This window comes from Gemmata sp. (genome assembly GCF_051859125.1).
In the GTDB taxonomy this organism is placed as follows: domain Bacteria; phylum Planctomycetota; class Planctomycetia; order Gemmatales; family Gemmataceae; genus Gemmata.
Map to the genome: position 1 here is coordinate 1 of NZ_JBHYGG010000080.1, position 15386 is coordinate 15386.

The window sequence follows — 15386 nt, forward strand, 5'->3', positions numbered from 1 at the left end:
GAGCGCCGAGCGAGGGTTCACGCTGACCCTCGCTCGGCGCTCGGGCTCGGACCAGCACCGATCAACCGGAGCGGGTATGAGTCACCCTTAGGGCCGGCGGATCAGCTCGTAGTGCCGCGTGCCGGCCGGGATCTCGCTCTCGCCGGCCAGCACGAACCCGAGCTTCTTGTAGACCTCGACGTTGGTCGGCGTCATCGTCTCCAGGTACACGGGCACCTTGTGGCGGTCGGCGGCGGCGAACATCGGCGTGAACAGCGCCCGCGTCAGCCCCTTGCGCTGCATGTCGGGCCGCACGCCGAGCAGCGGAACGTACCAGTGCGGGCCGACGCAGTGCTTGACGCGGGCGAGGTCGAACCCCCGCTCCAGTTCGAGCAGCAACCGGCTCCCGCGCCAGCCATAAGTGGCGAGCAGCCCGAGCCCGCCGGACCGGAAGGCAGTCCATCTGCCCGGCCACTCCTGCCCCGGCAGCCACGTACACATCACGGCGGCCCGGTCCGGCGTGGCGAACACGCCGCTGCACCGCACCGACACGCGGAACACGTACCGGCAGAACACCTCGACGGCCCGCGGCCGCCGCGCCGCGTCCGGGCACAGCAGCGCGAACAGCGGGTACTCCGCGAACGCCGCCGCAAGGGTCGCGACCGCAGCCGGCTCGTCGCGGTGCGTGAGTTGGTCGATGGTCATTTGGTCGGCCGTGCCAGGTGTTCCTGGGTCTTCCCTGCGACGCGCTCCCACAACTTATCCCGTCCCGGCCACTCGACGACCTTCCACCCGTCGTGGAGGCGGTCGGGGTCCGGAAAGTCGTCCGTCTTGATGCCGGCACCAACGGCCCACTTCGACACCTTCACGTGTTCCGTGTCGCCGTTGGGCAGGGCGCAGAACACCTGACGCACCGAGCCGTCGCACTTCGCGACCGCGAGCCGGTGCGACCAGGTTCCCGTCTTCTCCTTCGCCTTCACTTCGAAGTAGCAGTAGTGGGCGTCGCGCTTGAACACGCGGACCTCGCACCGCTTCTTGAACTCGTCTCGGTCGAGCAGCCACAGACCGGGCCACGCGCCGGCCGCGTAACCCAGGACGTTGCCGTCGGTCCCCGTGTGGACCGTGAGGGTGCGGTATGGGTCGTTGAACTCGTACAGGTCGGTGCCGCGGAGCACCCACGTCTCGGCGTTCCCCGGGTCGCCCTTCGGCCGGAAGCGAAGCATCCCACTCTGCCTACCGTCCTTCCCGCGAGCCATCGCGAAGCGACAGTCGAACTCGGTGGTCGTTCCGAACACCGCGTCCCGCCGCGCGAGCGTGAACTCGACCTCGATCGTGCGGAACTCGGAGCGCAGCTTCGCGAGCGACTCGGTGAAGCTCGCGACCTCCGCACGCTCGTGGCACCACCAGGCCAGCAGCAGGCAAATCGCGACCATCGCCACCCCTCCGTGAGTGCGGGATCACCGGACCCTATACCGCAACGTGCTCCACTTCCACAAGGTTGTCGAAGAACGTCGCGCCGCCGCCGAGGTCGGTCGCGGCAGTGCTGGTGGTGGTGTTGCAGTTCGCGCCGTCGTCGGTCCACTTGCGCCACCACAGCCCGAGCGACACCACCACCCCCGGCTTCACCGTCTCGCCGACCACCGCACGCGCCCGGAACCGCCCGCGGCCGTTGTACACGCTCACCATCGTGCCGTCCGCGATGCCGCGCCGCGCGGCGTCCGCCGGGTGGATCTCCAGCGTCCGCTCGCCGGCCTCTCGGCGGGCGTGATCGAGGTTCGCGAACGTCGAGTTCAGGAACGACGGGGCCGGCGGCGTCAGCAACTGAAGCGGGTACTTCGCGGCCAGTTCGGGCCTGGTCTGCGGGTCCTCGTGCGGGGGCACGTAGTGCGGGAGCGGGTCGCGGCCGGCCCGCCCCTCGCGATCGGAGTACAGCTCGCACTTGCCGCTCGGCGTCGGGAAGTTCCCCTCGGCAAACGGCGCCCACCCCCGCGGCACCTTGAACCGCACTGGCCCGGCCTTGGTTGCTTCCAGGGTAATGCCCGCGAGCGCGGGATGTTGGCTTTCGCCCTCTCCCCTTGCGGGAGAGGGTGGCGGCGCTTCGCCGCCGGGTGAGGGGTAAGCCTCCCCCTCTCCGTTCGCTCCACCCCTCACCCGGCCGCTCGAAGACTCGCGGCCACCCTCTCCCACAAGGGGAGTGGGCACAGACGCGCCCATGCACCGCCGCGCCAGTTCCTCGTCGGTCTCCGCGAACAGTTCCGGCTCGAACCCCATCGCCGCGCCGAGGAGGCGGAACACGTCGGTGTTCGGCTTCGCCTCGCCGAGCGGCGCGATCGCCGGGTTGTTGGCCTGGACGTAGAGGTGCCCGTAGGTCGCGTGCAGGTCGAAGTGTTCGAGCTGCGACGTGGCGGGGAGCACGATGTCGGCGTAGTCGGCGGTGTCGGTCTGGAACTGGTCGTGGACGACCGTGAACAGGTCGTCGCGCATCAGCCCCGACAGCACCCGCGACTGGTCCGGGGCGACCGCGGCCGGGTTCGAGTTGTACACGAACAGGGCCTGCACGGGCGGGCCGGGGAGCTCGCCGTGCAGCGCCTCGGCGAGTTGGATCATGTTGACCGTGCGTGTCCCCTTCGGGATCAGGTCCGGCCGGGTCAGGTAGGCGTCGTCGAACGCCGCCACCTTGCTCGTGCTCAGGAACGCGCCGGCCCCGGGGTAGCGCCAGTCGCCGGTGAGCGCCGGGAGGCACACGACCGTGCGGACCGCCGTGCCGCCGCCGCCGTGCCGCTGGAGCCCGTAGTTCAAGCGGATCAGCGAAGGCCCGCCGAACAGCTCCCGCGACCGGGCGTACTCCCTCGCGAACTGCTCGATCTCCGCGACCGACAGGCCGGTGATTTCGGACACGCGCGAAACGGGGTACTCGCGCATCACCCGGTCGCGGAGCGGGGCCGCGCCGACGCAGTGGTTGTTCAGATAGTCGTCGTCCTGCCAGCCCTCGCGAAAGATCACGTGCATGACGCCGAGCGCCAGCGCGCCGTCGGTCCCGGGCCGCACCGGGAGCCACCAGTCCGACTTCGCGGCCGTCGGCGACTTGTACGGGTCGATGGTGACGATCCGCGCGCCGCGCTTGCGGGCCTCGTGCTCGATCCGCCAGAAGTGCGTGTTCGTGACCGACGTGTTCGAGCCCCAGTTCACGATGTACCGGGCGTGGACCGCGTCCTCGGGGTCGATCACGGCCCGCGTGCCGAGGGTCACGTCGCACCCTGCGGCCCCGGCCGTCGCGCAGATCGTGCGGTCGAGGAGCGACGCCCCGAGGCGGTGGAAGAACCGCCGGTCGAGGCTCCCGTACATGAGCTTGCCCATCGTGCCGGCGTAGCTGTACGGCAGGACCGCCTGCGGGCCGTGTTCGGACACCGCGATCGCCCGGAACCGGTCGGCGATCTCGCGGACCGCCGCGGCCCAACTCACGCGCTCGAACTTGCCCTCGCCCTTCTTCCCGACGCGGCGGAGCGGGTGCGTGAGCCGGTCCGGGTGGTACACGCGGTCGAGGTACGGCGCGACCTTCTGACACAGGAACCCGCGGGTGAACGGGTGGTCGCGGTCGCCCCGCAACTCGACGGCCCGGCCGGTCGCGTCGTCCACGCCGACGACCATGCCGCACGTGTCCGGGCAGTCGTGGGGGCACACGGCCTTCACCGTCCGCAATTCTCGGCGCATGGAGTTCCCTCTTAATCCGACGACACGATATGATACCATTGCGTCGGTTGTGCGGCGCCCGCGGACCGGACCGGGGACAGGGGACGCGCCAGTGGGGCGCCCCGCACCGGTCGAATTCTCCGCAAAATGCGCCCCGGTCCCTTGCACCCCGCAGCCCCCCCGCACAGAGTAAGTACCACCCCCGGCGAAACCGGCGCGTCTTGCCCGGCTTGCCGCACGGGTCCAGAGCGCGTCCCGCGGGACGCCCTGGCCCCGCGGGACGAGGACAGCACATGCCCGCCCCTTCGACCGCGCCCGAGTTTCTGGACATCCTCCGGAAGAGCGGGCTCGTTCCGCCGGACAAGCTGGACCCGGTCCTCGAACGCCACCAGGCCGCCGGCGCCCCGTTCCAGTCGGTCGACCAGGTCGCCAACCTCCTCGTCCGCGAGTCGCTCCTCACGTTCTTCCAGGCCAAGCAGCTCCGCCTTGGCCGGTACAAGCGGTTCACCATCGGGGCCAAGTACCGGCTGCTCGAACTCATCGGCGCGGGCGGGATGGGCGCGGTGTACCTGTGCGAGCACACGATGATGCGGCGGCTCGTCGCCCTCAAGGTGCTCCCGGTCGAGAAGCTCGAGGACAAGTCGAACGAGGAGCGGTTCTACCGCGAGGCCCGGGCCGTCGCCGCCCTCGACCACCCGAACATCGTCCGGGCCTACGACATCGACCACTACGAGAAGCTCCACTTCCTCGTCATGGAGTACGTGGACGGCACGAGTTTGCAGGAGATCATCGCCCGCTACATCGTCGAGAAGAAGCCGTTCGACCCGGTCCGGGCCGCCCACTACATCGCGCAGTCGGCCGTCGGGATGCAGCACGGGCACGAGCTGGGCATGGTCCACCGCGACATCAAGCCCGGCAACCTGCTCCTCGACCGCGGCGGGGTCATCAAGGTCCTCGACATGGGCCTGGCCCGGTTCTTCAACAAGCAGCAGGACAGCGTCACCGAGAAGTACGACGACAAGTGCGTCCTGGGCACGGCCGACTACCTGGCCCCGGAGCAGGCCGTCAGCAACATGGTCGACATCCGGGCCGACATCTACGCCCTGGGCGGCACGATGTACTTCATGCTCACCGGGCAGACCCCGTTCCCGGACGGGACCATCGCCGCGAAGCTGGTCGCGCACCAGACCAAGGAGCCGCGGCCGGTCGAGTCGTTCCGGGCCGACGTGCCCCCGGCGATGCTGGCGGTGCTCCGGAAGATGATGGCGAAGCACCCGAAGGACCGGTACCAGGAGCCGATCGAGGTGGCCGAGGCGCTGGCCGAGTGGGCCGAGGAGCCGGTGCCCCCGCCGGCCGCCCGGGAGATGCCGATCCACTGCCCGCTCGTCCAGTCCCTGGCCGCCCCGAACATGTCGGCCTCGGGCTCGTCCCTGCCCCTGGCCCGGGTGCTGTTCGGGTCGGGCCGCGGGGCGCTGGCCCGGTCGTCCGGGTCCAACTCGTCGGTCCGCACCTCGACCAAGGCCGGGGCGGTGGGCACCAACACCCCGCTCGCCGGCACCAACGGGTCCGGCGAGGGGCCGAAGTTCACCGGCCGCAACGGCCGGTCCCGCGTCGGGACCGAGTCCACCGGCCGCGGGCTGAGCGCCCCGACCGCCCCCATCCCGACCCGCCGCGACCACGACGGCGACGCGGAGGGGGACGATTCGGGCGCGGAGCGCGACGCCCCCCGCGGGCGGCGCGACCGCGGCGCCCCGCCGAAGCGGACCGGGTTCTCGATCCTCGTGGGCGTCCTGCTCGGCCTGATCTTCGTGGCCGGGATGGTCGGGGCGTACCTCCTGGGCAAGGGCGAACAGCAGGCCCCGCCCGCGACGAACCGCGCCCCCGACCGGTGACGCGGCCCGCCCGGCGGGGGCGGAGAAATCCCCCAGTCTCGCATCGAGAACGGGGGCAAAAAAATATCTCCCAATCGAAGTGCGGTTGACCTATACTTAGGCCAGTATCTCCCATCGTTGTCCTTTAACGGCCTCCGTTCCGGGTTCCCTGCCCCCGCGGAGAGGTTCACAATGCCCCCCCCCGCCAACGCCGACGAACTCCTGGAACTGGTCCAGCGGAGTGGGGTCGCCGACGAGGCCAAGCTCCGGTCCTGCCTCCAGAAGATGAGCGGCACCGGGGGGGTCCCGGCCGAACCGCAGCGGCTCGCCGGCGTCCTCGTCAAGGACGGCATCCTCACCTACTTCCAGGCCGAGCAGCTCCTCCAGGGCAAGTACAAGCGGTTCACGATCGGCAAGTACAAGGTGCTCGAGAAGCTCGGGGCCGGGGGCATGGCCCAGGTGTTCCTCTGCGAGCACAAGATGATGCGGCGGCGGGTCGCCATCAAGGTGCTCCCGACCGCCAAGGCCGACGACCCGTCCAGCCTCGAGCGGTTCTACCGCGAGGCCCGCGCCGTCGCCGCCGTGGACCACCCGAACATCGTCCGGGCCTACGACATCGACCAGGACGAGAACCTCCACTTCCTCGTCATGGAGTACGTGGACGGCACCAACCTCCAGGACCTCGTCAAGAAGTTCGGCCAGCTCGACATGCTCCGGGCGTGCCACTACATCTACGCCTCGGCCGTCGGCCTCCAGCACGCCCACGAGATGGGGCTGATCCACCGCGACGTCAAGCCCGGCAACATCCTCCTCGACCGCACCGGCGTGGTGAAGATCCTCGACATGGGCCTGGCCCGGTTCTTCTACGACGAGGAGGACAACGTCACCAAGAAGTACGACGAGAACGTCCTCGGCACGGCCGACTACCTCGCCCCCGAGCAGGCCCTCGACAGCCACACCGTGGACATCCGGGCCGACATCTACTCGCTCGGCGCGACGTTCTACTTCCTGCTGACCGGCAGCGCCGTGTTCCCCGAGGGCTCGGTCGCCCAGAAGCTGATCTGGCACCAGAACCGCCAGCCCAAGTCGATCAAGACGTTCCGGGCCGACGTGCCCGACGAGGTCATCGCCATCGTCGACAAGATGATGGCCAAGAAGGTCGAGAACCGGTTCCAGACCCCGGCCGATGTGATGGCGGCGCTGTCCCCGTGGGTCGCGACCCCGATCCCGCCCCCGGCCGAGCGCGAGATGCCGCAGGTGTCGGCCGCGGCCCGCGGCGACTCCCGCGTCGGGCCGACCACGAGCGCCATCTCGACGGCCGCCATGACCCTCCCGCGGCCGTCGCACCAGTCGGTGAGCCTGCCCCCGGGCCTGTCGCCGGTGGCGACCCAGCCGGCCATGTCCGCGCTGCCCGCCGCGCCCCGCGCCGAGCCCGACCCGCAGCCGTTCGCCGACTTCGGCGACGACCTCAACACCCCCACCACGAACAACGGGAACACCCAGCGGCCGTCCGCGGGTTCCGCCGTCAACAAGCGCGGCTCGCGGGCCAGCCAGTCGATCCGCGTGCCGGCGAACAAGCAGCCGAAGCCCCCGCCGCGCGCCGGCCGCCGCCCCCCCGTCCCGGACGAACCGGGCGGCAGCAACAAGGTGCTCCTCGGCGCGCTCGGCCTGCTCCTGCTCGTCGCCGCCGGCGTCGGGGTCTACTTCGCGTTCTTCCACGCGGGTCCGCCGCCGGCCCAGTCCGTCGACGGGCCCAAGAAGTGGACCGTCGGCGACGGCGAGGACCCGGCCACGACCGTGGCCACGCTCGGCGACGCGCTCAACCGGTACCAGCCCGGCGACACCATCGTCATCGCCAAGACGAAGCTCGTGACCGGGCCCATCCGGCTCGACGCGAAGAAGCACAAGGACATGATCCTCGAGGGCGTGGTCCGGGACGGCAAGCCGACCGTTCTGGAGGCCAAGCTACCGAGCGAGGCCCCCCTGCTCCTCGTCAACAGCGTCGAGGGCGTGCGGGTTCGGAACCTCGAGTTCGACGCCGGGGGCAAGACCAAGGTCGCCGTCCAGGTGACCGGATCGTGCCCCGGGTTCGCCCTCGAGTCGTGCGTGGTGCGCGGTGCCACGGGCGCGGGCGTTCACTTCTACAACGCGGCCGGGGCCGACGGGCGGTTCATCACCCTCGATCACGTCCGGTTCCACATCGGGAGCGGACAGGCCGGCGTGCTCCTCGATGCCGCGACCCGCGGCGAAAACGATAACCGCCGGGTGACCGTCCGGGGCTGTCGGTTCGAGGGCCAAACGGGCGGGCAGACGGGTAAGGGCGTCCGGTTCGACGCCGCGACGACCGACGTCGAGGTGACCGGGAACCGGTTCGCGAACCTCGAATCGGCCATCTCGTTCCTCCGACCCACCAACCGGTCGCTCAAGGCCCAGGTCACCTCGAACACCGTGTACGACTGCCGCGTCGGGTTGGAGTTCGACCTGAACAACGTGCAGCCGAACACCTTCGAGTTGGCCGTCCGCCAGAACTACTTCGCCAAGGTGCAGGACTGCGGCAAGGGCAACGGCGGCGGCGGGAACATCCCGGGCACGACGGCCGACACCAACGCCTACGGCCCGGACGCCGGCGGCGGCAACGTGGACCTCAAGCTCGCGCGGGTGGAGAACCCTCAACTGCCCACCCCACAGAACCCGGCCGACGACGCCGCGTTCCTCCGCTTCCCCGGCGGCCCGCCCGAGGTGAACGGCAAGAAGGTCGGGGCCCCCTGACAGTCAACGCCGGCGACCTTGCGGTCGCCGGTTCCGTTTCCGCTCACTCCTTCCGCACCCCCGCGACCGTCACCGCGAACCCGAGCGTCGCCTTCCCGCCGTCGGCCGCCACGGGCCGCCGCACCGTCGCGACCAGCACACCGGCCCCCTTGTCGAGCACCTTCACGCCCACGTCCTTGCTGTTGTTCGGCCACAGGAGCAGCACCGCCGGGTGCCGACCCTCGTTCACCTTGCTGCTGACCTCGACGAGCTTCTTCTTCTCGATCGGTTCGGCATCCGTGTCGTCGGCCGCCCGGCTGAGGAGGCAGAAGTCCGGGTGCGGGCTGGTGCCGGTGTGGTCGCCGATGTCGGGCTGCACCGCGAACCGCAGCGTGTAGACGCCTGCCGCGAGTTCCTGCTTGCGGAAGTCGGTGAATGCTTCGGGGAACTCGATCGCACCGACGAGCGCGCCCTCGGGGATCTCGCGGTAGGTGAGGCCGTTCTTGATCTGGTCTTCGTTGGCCTTCGCCGGGACCTCCGCGACGAACCAGACCCGCATCACATCGGCGTCGCCGTTCCGCACAACCAGCGCTTGCGGATCGAGGGTCTTGCGGACCGCCTCGGCGAGCGCCGCCGGCAGCTCGACCTTCTCGACCTTGGCGGAGTACGCTTGCGGCGCCGCGACCGCGAACAGCGCGACAACGGGCACGACGAATTGCATCACGAAATCTCCGAGGTGAGCCGCTCACTCAACGACATCTTCGCCGAACCGCTCGATGACCTCTTGCCATAGCTTGCCTCGGAGGTGATTCCCGTCCAGCAATCGGAGACACTGGAGGTTCTCAAGGTACGGCGACTTAACGAGAAGTCGGACGGCCTCACCGCCGAGGCGGTTATTTCGCAGGTCGAGAGTCCGAATCCGTTTGACCCCCTTGTGCCGAACAAGCCCGTCTACCGCGCTCTGTGACAGGGCAGGACAGATAACCATGTCGCCCGGTTGCGGCCCCCCGTTCACGAAGGGAAGGAAGTCGCTCAGATCGGGCGGCGGCGGGTTGCACTCCACAAGGTGTCCCGACAGGTTCCAATCCGTAACCTGTTGCGTGAACGGTAGACCATACAGCGCGTGGGTGTGCGTGGACTGGAGTTGCGCCCCAACGACCCAGTCGTGCTCAAGACGCGACTCGGCTCGCACGTAGAGCTTGGTCTCGCCGTACCACGCGGGGTTCACCCGCACGACCCACTCACGGAACTTGAGTGGGTCATCGAGGTCTTCGACGGTAACGGCCACGCCCTCGGCGAACGACTCGCGCCACAAGCCGCGGTTCATCGTCACGCCGTTGCCGGTCCGCACCTTGTTCCACGGCACCGCGACCTGCGACAGCCACTGGTTCCGCTCTTCGAGCGCCGCCCAGCGCCCGGGGTCACAGTCGTCGTTCATCCTCGCAAGTTCGCACTGAACGCGAATCAGTTCGGCCCGGTCGTCCTCGCCGTTTTCCTGCAGGAAGTCCGCATACACGAGGCGCGGGGTGTCGTCGCCGGGGGCGTCGAAGATCGCCCGCAGGAACGCCTCGTGTTGCGCGAGCAGGTCCATCACAGCAGCCCCGTGCGCTCGTCGAAGCCGTACATGCGGTTGAAGTTCTGCACCGCAACGCCCGACGCGCCGCGGACGAGGTTGTCCTCCGCCGCGACAACGACCGCCCGGCCGCGGACCACCTTCACGCACACGTCGAGGAAGTTCGTGCCGGTCGTGTCCTTCGTTGCTGGCGGGGTGGTTCGCACGCGAACGAACGGCTTGCCGGCGTAATACTCGCGGTAGAGGTGTGTCAGTTCGGCGTCGGTCGCGGGCCGCGTTAGTGGGGCGTAGCAGGTGCTGAGGATGCCGCGGTCCATCGGGATCAGGTGCGGGGTGAAGATCACCGACACGGGCTTCCCGGCCACGTCGCTGAGCGCCTGCTCGATTTCGGGCGTGTGGCGGTGCGTGCCGACCGCGTAGGCCGACACGCTCTCGTTGCACTCGGGGAAGTGCGTCGTGAGCTTCGGCGTGCGGCCGGCCCCGCTCACGCCGCTCTTGCTGTCGACGATGATCGCGTTCAGGTCGATCAGGCCGTTCGCGGCGAGCGGGGCGAGGCCGAGGATCGCCGACTGCGGGTAGCACCCCGGGTTCGCGATGAGCTTCGCGGAGTTGATCGCGTCGCCGTACACCTCGGGCAGCCCGTAGACGGCGTGCGCGAGGTTCGCCGGGTCCTGGTGCTTCTCCTTGTACCACTCCTCGTAGACCGTCACGTCGCGGAGGCGGTAGTCGGCGCTGAGATCGACGACCCGAATGCCGCGGTCGAGCAGCGGCGGAATGCTCTCCATGCTGTTGCCGTGCGGGAGGCACGCGAACGCCAGTTGGACCCCCTTCGCCTTGAGCGCGTCGGGGTTGAACGGCTCGCACCGCAGGTCGATGCGGCCGAGGAGGCCCGGGTGCAAGTCGGCGATGTGCTCGTCCTGCCGCGACGTGGCGGCGACGACCTCGGCGTGCGGGTGCCGCACCAGGATCTTCAGCAGTTCGACGGCCGTGTACCCCGACCCGCCGAGGATCGCCACCTTCACCTTGCTCATCGCCGCTCCGCGTCCGGACCCGAAGGGGTCGCAGGGAATAGCCAGGAGTTTCTACCCGTGGTAATGTACGACCATGCCCGAACCAACGACAATCACCGCGGCCGCCGGGTTCATCCGCACCGGCGACCTCACGCCGGTCGAACTCCTCGACCAGTGCGTCGCTCGCATCGAGCGGTACGAGGACCGCGTCCACGCATGGGCGTACCTCGACCTCGAAGGAGCCCGCGAGCAGGCCGAGCGCCTCACAGCTGAACTGAAGACCGGCCAGAACCGCGGCCCGCTCCACGGCGTCCCGGTCGGCATCAAGGACATCATCGACGTGTTCGACATGCCGACGGGGTGCGGCTCGAAGGGCTGGGCGAACAGCTACGCCCGCCGCGACGCGACGTGCGTTGAGCGGCTGCGGCAATCCGGCGCGATCATCCTCGGCAAGACGGTCACGACCGCTTACGCGAGCTTCGACCCGCCCGTGACGCGGAACCCGTGGAACCTGGACCGCACACCCGGGGGGAGTTCGAGCGGCTCGGCGGCGGCCGTGGCGTGCGGGATGTGCCTGGGCGCACTGGCGTCGCAGACCGGGGGCTCAATCACCCGCCCGGCGAGCTACTGTGGCGTGTACAGCATCAAGCCGACGTATCGCCGCGTGAGCGTGGACGGCGTGCTGCCGCTCGCACCGAGCCTCGATCACGTCGGCGCGATGGCGAACTGCGTCCGCGACCTGGCGATTCTCCTCCAACCGCTTGCCCGAACCAACGACGACCCGAAGGACAGCCCGCCGGTCCCGTACCATTACGAATCCGAACTCAGTAACGAGATGTACCACGACCGGCGGCGGAGGCTCTCCCTGCTCCCCGGCTTCCCCGCGACCGCCGTCCCGGAGATGAACACGGCCATCGCGACCCTGCGGAAGAGGACGGATTCCTCGCTTCCCGAGAGAACGGAAACGAACCGTTGGGAGTGGAACGAACTGCCGCTGCCGCCCTCGTTCTCGGATGTGCCACGTTTCCAGCACCTCATCATGGCCGTGGAAGCCGCCGCGTACCACGGCGAACGCATGCGCCGCCACCCCGACGACTACCCGCCGAATGTCCGGCGACTGATCGAGATGGGATTGAGTACACCGGCCCCACAATACGTTCGCGCGAAACAGCTCATGGAGCACTACCGCGAGGAGAGCGAACCGGCGTTCGTGGACAATTGGAGGACGTTCCTCACTCCCGCAGCCACCGGCCCCGCCCCGAGCGCCGAAACGACCGGCAGCCCCGCGTTCAACTCGCCGTGGAGTTACACCGGTCTGCCGACGGTGTCGCTGCCCGTCGCGTGGACGGCCGACGGGCTCCCCCTCGCCGTTCAACTCACCGGCGAGCGGTGGTGCGAGGACGACTTGCTCGCGGTAGCCGCGATGCTCGAGGCAGACATCGGTTTCGAGCGGCGCCCGCTTCCGTTATGATGTCCCCATGTCATTCGCTGACGCGCTCGACATCCTGTACGAAGACAACCACTGCCTCGCGCTGAACAAGCCGGCGGGGTGGCCGACCACGCACTTCGACGGCAAGGACGAGACGGTCGACCGCCTCGCCAAGTCGTACCTCAAGGAGAAGTACGACAAGCCCGGCAACGTGTTCCTCGGCGTCGTGCATCGGCTCGACAAGCCGGTGAGCGGCGCGCTCGTCTTCGCACGCACGAGCAAGTCGGCGGCGCGGCTGTGCGAGCAGTTCCGCGAGGGGATGGTCGAGAAGCAATACTGGGCCGTGGTTGAGGACCCGCCCCCCGGGAGCCGCGGGGCGGCGCTGGCCCCGTGGCTCAAGAGCGACACGGGTTCGCTCGAGGACTACCTGAAGAAGGACGAGCCGAGCACCCGCGTCGAGGTAGTGCCGAAGGACACGCCGGGGGCTCAGTCTGCACGGCTGCTCTTCGTGGTCCGCGGCCGGCACAACGGGCTGACGTGGCTCGAACTCCGCCCACACACCGGCCGCAAGCACCAACTCCGCGTTCAACTCGCGAGCCGCGCGTGCCCGATCTACGGCGACCTGAAGTACGGCAGCGACCAGGTACTCGGCCACTCGGTCGCGCTGCACGCACACAGCCTGACGTTCCTGCACCCGACGTCGAAGGAACCGATCACGGTGAAGGCCGACGTGCCGAAGATCTGGCGCGGCCGCTTCGCCCACCTACTCGCCTCATCCCCATGACCACCGACGAGAAGCTCGCCGCGATCCTGGCGGCCGTGCAGACCGACCCCGGCAACCGCGGCCTGGCCCGCGACCCGCACGACAACCTCTTCACCGCGACTGCGGGCGACTTCGAGGCCGCGTGCCGCGTTTTGACTCGCGTTCCACGGGTGACACTCTCAATCATTACGGGGTTCTTCATTCCCACGGCGACTCCACCAGCACCCGAGACTGATGGGTTACTAGGAGCCGTCTTCCTGGCCAGCTCTCTCCCGCGGCTCGGAGATTGTGTCATTATCAACACGGAACCGCAGGGAATGAAGGCTGTGCTGTCGGGGTTAAGAGCCATCGGAATTCCTTCCAGCGCGATGCAGCATGAACAGCCGAACGAATTAACAATGCTAGCGGGTGTAACGGTCGATTACGGGGATGAGTTGGATGCAGCCCCGTGGCACTTCCTCGCCCTTGAGCGGGCCGGACCGGCGAGCGACGGTCGTGCTTACTCGATGCGCGGTCGCGACATCTCAGACCAACTCCATCGAAGTCTGTCGGTGTTTTCTAAGCCAACGATCAATCGGAACTACACCAACCTTGGCATCGGCGACGGCGGGAACGAGATCGGCATGGGAAAGATTCCGCACGAGACGGTCGTTAAGAACATCCCCAACGGCGACCTCATCCACTGCCGCGTGCCGACGGATCACCTCATCGTCGCGGGTGTCAGCAACTGGGGCGCGTATGCGCTCGCGGCGGGGGTGTACGTTCTGCGAGAAGTTAAGCCGCCTGCGGACCTGTTCGACCCGGACCGCGAGCGCGAGATCCTCGAAGTGATGGTTCGTGCGGGGCCGCTCGTGGACGGCGTCACCGGCCAGCAGACCGCGACCGTGGACGGGCTGCCGTGGGACGAGTACGCCAGGCCGCTCGTCCGCATCCGCGAGATCCTGGAGTCGTGATGGGCGCCGATCTGCGAAACGCATCAGGGGCCGACGTGCGTGCGGCGTGTCGCCGCGGCGAACTCACCGGGCCGACGCCGGGCCTCGCGCTCGGCTTCGTACAGGCCAACCTCGTCGTACTGCCGCGGGAGTGGGCGTTCGACTTCCTGCTGTTCTGCCAGCGGAACCCGAAGCCGTGCCCGCTGCTCGACGTGACCGAACCCGGTGATCCCGAACCGAAGTTCGTAGCGGCGGGAAGCGACCTGCGAACCGACCTCCCCGCCTACCGTGTCTGGCGGAACGGCGAACTGGTCGAGGAGCCAACCGAGATCACGCGGCACTGGCGGGACGACCTGGTTTCGTTCGTGATCGGCTGCTCGTTCACGTTCGAGAACGCGTTGATGACCGCCGGGGTTCCCGTGCGGCACATCGAGCAGAACGTGAACGTGCCGATGTACCGCACCAACATCGCGTGTCGGCCCGCGGGCCGGTTCTCGGGTCCGTTAGTCGTCTCAATGCGGCCGCTACTCCCCGCTCACGCCGTGAAGGCAACTCAGATCTGTTCCCGCTTCCCGCGAGCCCACGGCGCACCGGTCCACCTCGGAGACCCGGGCGCGATCGGGATTCGCGACGTCAGCAAGCCAGACTTCGGAGACGCGGTCGAGGTTCGAGCGGGCGAGCAGCCGGTGTTCTGGGCCTGCGGAGTCACACCACAGGCGGTAGTGATGCAGGCGAAACCGCCGTTCGCGATCACGCACAAACCGGGTCACATGTTCCTGACGGACCTTCGCGACGTGGAATTGGAGGGTGAGTGAGCGCACCGGTCAGGCAGCTGCTTTGGTGAAGACGACGAATGCACCGACCACCAGGATAATCAAAGGCCAGGCTATCAGTGGGATGAAAAAGAAATCGTTGTCCGCAGGGGGGCCTTCCACACGGTGTGCATCGCGCTCAGCAGCTCGAGGCGAGAGCGGTTGACGATTCCACGGCGCCGGAGCTGTCCGCTGCCAAGGCGGCGCACCCCTGGAACGAGTTGGAGGTGGGGGGGGCGGTGGAAGAGAAGCGGAATAGTCCTCGGTTGGATAGTGTTCGTTCTCATCAGGAATAGGCGATCGCGAGAGTTGGCGGGCGAGGAACGCAAGGAGCCCGCTCGACGCAATAACGACAAGAAAGCCGATCCAGGGGAGGCGGAGGTCGTGGGCGAGGTGACGGGCGAAGCCAATGCCGAGACACGCGATCGGAAAGACGACGAGGCCGTGCCCACGCCAGATCAGCATGACAACCTCATGGAAATACAAGAACCCGCCGCAGATTGCTCTGCGGCGGGTTCGTGATTAAAGCCGGCGATACCTACTCTCGCGCTGGACGCACTACCATCGGCCCCAACAGTT

Annotated in this window: 12 protein-coding genes; 6 read left to right on the plus strand and 6 right to left on the minus strand. The window is 68.4% G+C overall.

The features are described from left to right. Nucleotides 1-87: 87 nt before the first annotated feature. Genes ACTIGN_RS09330 through ACTIGN_RS09340 form a run of 3 tightly spaced genes read right to left on the minus strand, consistent with a single transcriptional unit; the run spans nt 88 to nt 3690 of the window. Nucleotides 88-684: a GNAT family N-acetyltransferase gene (locus tag ACTIGN_RS09330; protein ID WP_439623099.1), complete on the minus strand. Its 597-nt coding sequence runs from the start codon at nt 682-684 to the stop codon at nt 88-90. Continuing rightward, a complete protein-coding gene (locus ACTIGN_RS09335; protein WP_439623101.1) occupies nt 681-1412 on the minus strand; it encodes a hypothetical protein in 732 nt (243 codons plus the stop codon). The genes ACTIGN_RS09330 and ACTIGN_RS09335 overlap by 4 nt, the downstream gene beginning before the upstream one ends. 34 nt (nt 1413-1446) lie before the next feature. Next, on the minus strand, nt 1447-3690 hold the full coding sequence (locus ACTIGN_RS09340) for a molybdopterin-containing oxidoreductase family protein (protein WP_439623103.1): 2244 nt from the start codon (nt 3688-3690) through the stop codon (nt 1447-1449). 272 nt (nt 3691-3962) lie between these two features. Here ACTIGN_RS09340 and ACTIGN_RS09345 point away from each other — a divergent pair, with 272 nt between their 5' ends. After that, the gene (locus tag ACTIGN_RS09345) at nt 3963-5561 is read left to right on the plus strand and encodes a serine/threonine-protein kinase (RefSeq protein ID WP_439623105.1); all 1599 of its coding nucleotides are present in this window, start codon (nt 3963-3965) and stop codon (nt 5559-5561) included. A gap of 171 nt (nt 5562-5732) precedes the next feature. After that, nucleotides 5733-8309 carry a protein kinase domain-containing protein gene (locus ACTIGN_RS09350; protein ID WP_439623107.1) on the plus strand — a complete coding sequence of 859 codons (2577 nt, stop codon included), beginning with the start codon at nt 5733-5735 and terminating at the stop codon, nt 8307-8309. Nucleotides 8310-8352: 43 nt separating this feature from the next. Here ACTIGN_RS09350 and ACTIGN_RS09355 read toward each other — a convergent pair whose 3' ends face one another. The 3 genes from ACTIGN_RS09355 to argC are packed head-to-tail and all read right to left on the minus strand — an operon-like array spanning nt 8353 to nt 10892. Then, the gene (locus ACTIGN_RS09355; protein WP_439623109.1) at nt 8353-9009 is read right to left on the minus strand and encodes a hypothetical protein; all 657 of its coding nucleotides are present in this window, start codon (nt 9007-9009) and stop codon (nt 8353-8355) included. 24 nt (nt 9010-9033) lie between these two features. Continuing rightward, nucleotides 9034-9879, minus strand: a complete 846-nt coding sequence (locus tag ACTIGN_RS09360; RefSeq protein ID WP_439623110.1) for a TIGR02996 domain-containing protein — start codon at nt 9877-9879, stop codon at nt 9034-9036. Then, nucleotides 9879-10892, minus strand: a complete 1014-nt coding sequence (argC, locus tag ACTIGN_RS09365) for an N-acetyl-gamma-glutamyl-phosphate reductase (protein WP_439623112.1) — start codon at nt 10890-10892, stop codon at nt 9879-9881. Before argC ends, ACTIGN_RS09360 begins: the two co-directional genes overlap by 1 nt. Nucleotides 10893-10965: 73 nt before the next feature. Between argC and ACTIGN_RS09370 the strand changes: the two genes are divergently transcribed. Genes ACTIGN_RS09370 through ACTIGN_RS09385 form a run of 4 tightly spaced genes read left to right on the plus strand, consistent with a single transcriptional unit; the run spans nt 10966 to nt 14810 of the window. After that, complete coding sequence (locus ACTIGN_RS09370) at nt 10966-12342, plus strand: amidase (RefSeq protein WP_439623114.1); 1377 nt, start codon at nt 10966-10968, stop codon at nt 12340-12342. A 7-nt stretch (nt 12343-12349) separates the two neighbouring features. Beyond that, nucleotides 12350-13084 carry an RluA family pseudouridine synthase gene (locus ACTIGN_RS09375; RefSeq protein WP_439623116.1) on the plus strand — a complete coding sequence of 245 codons (735 nt, stop codon included), beginning with the start codon at nt 12350-12352 and terminating at the stop codon, nt 13082-13084. Beyond that, nucleotides 13081-14016, plus strand: coding sequence for a glutamate cyclase domain-containing protein (locus ACTIGN_RS09380; RefSeq protein WP_439623118.1), 936 nt, complete (start codon nt 13081-13083; stop codon nt 14014-14016). The genes ACTIGN_RS09375 and ACTIGN_RS09380 overlap by 4 nt, the downstream gene beginning before the upstream one ends. Further along, nucleotides 14016-14810, plus strand: coding sequence for a putative hydro-lyase (locus tag ACTIGN_RS09385; protein ID WP_439623120.1), 795 nt, complete (start codon nt 14016-14018; stop codon nt 14808-14810). The genes ACTIGN_RS09380 and ACTIGN_RS09385 overlap by 1 nt, the downstream gene beginning before the upstream one ends. The last annotated feature ends 576 nt before the right edge of the window (nt 14811-15386 follow it).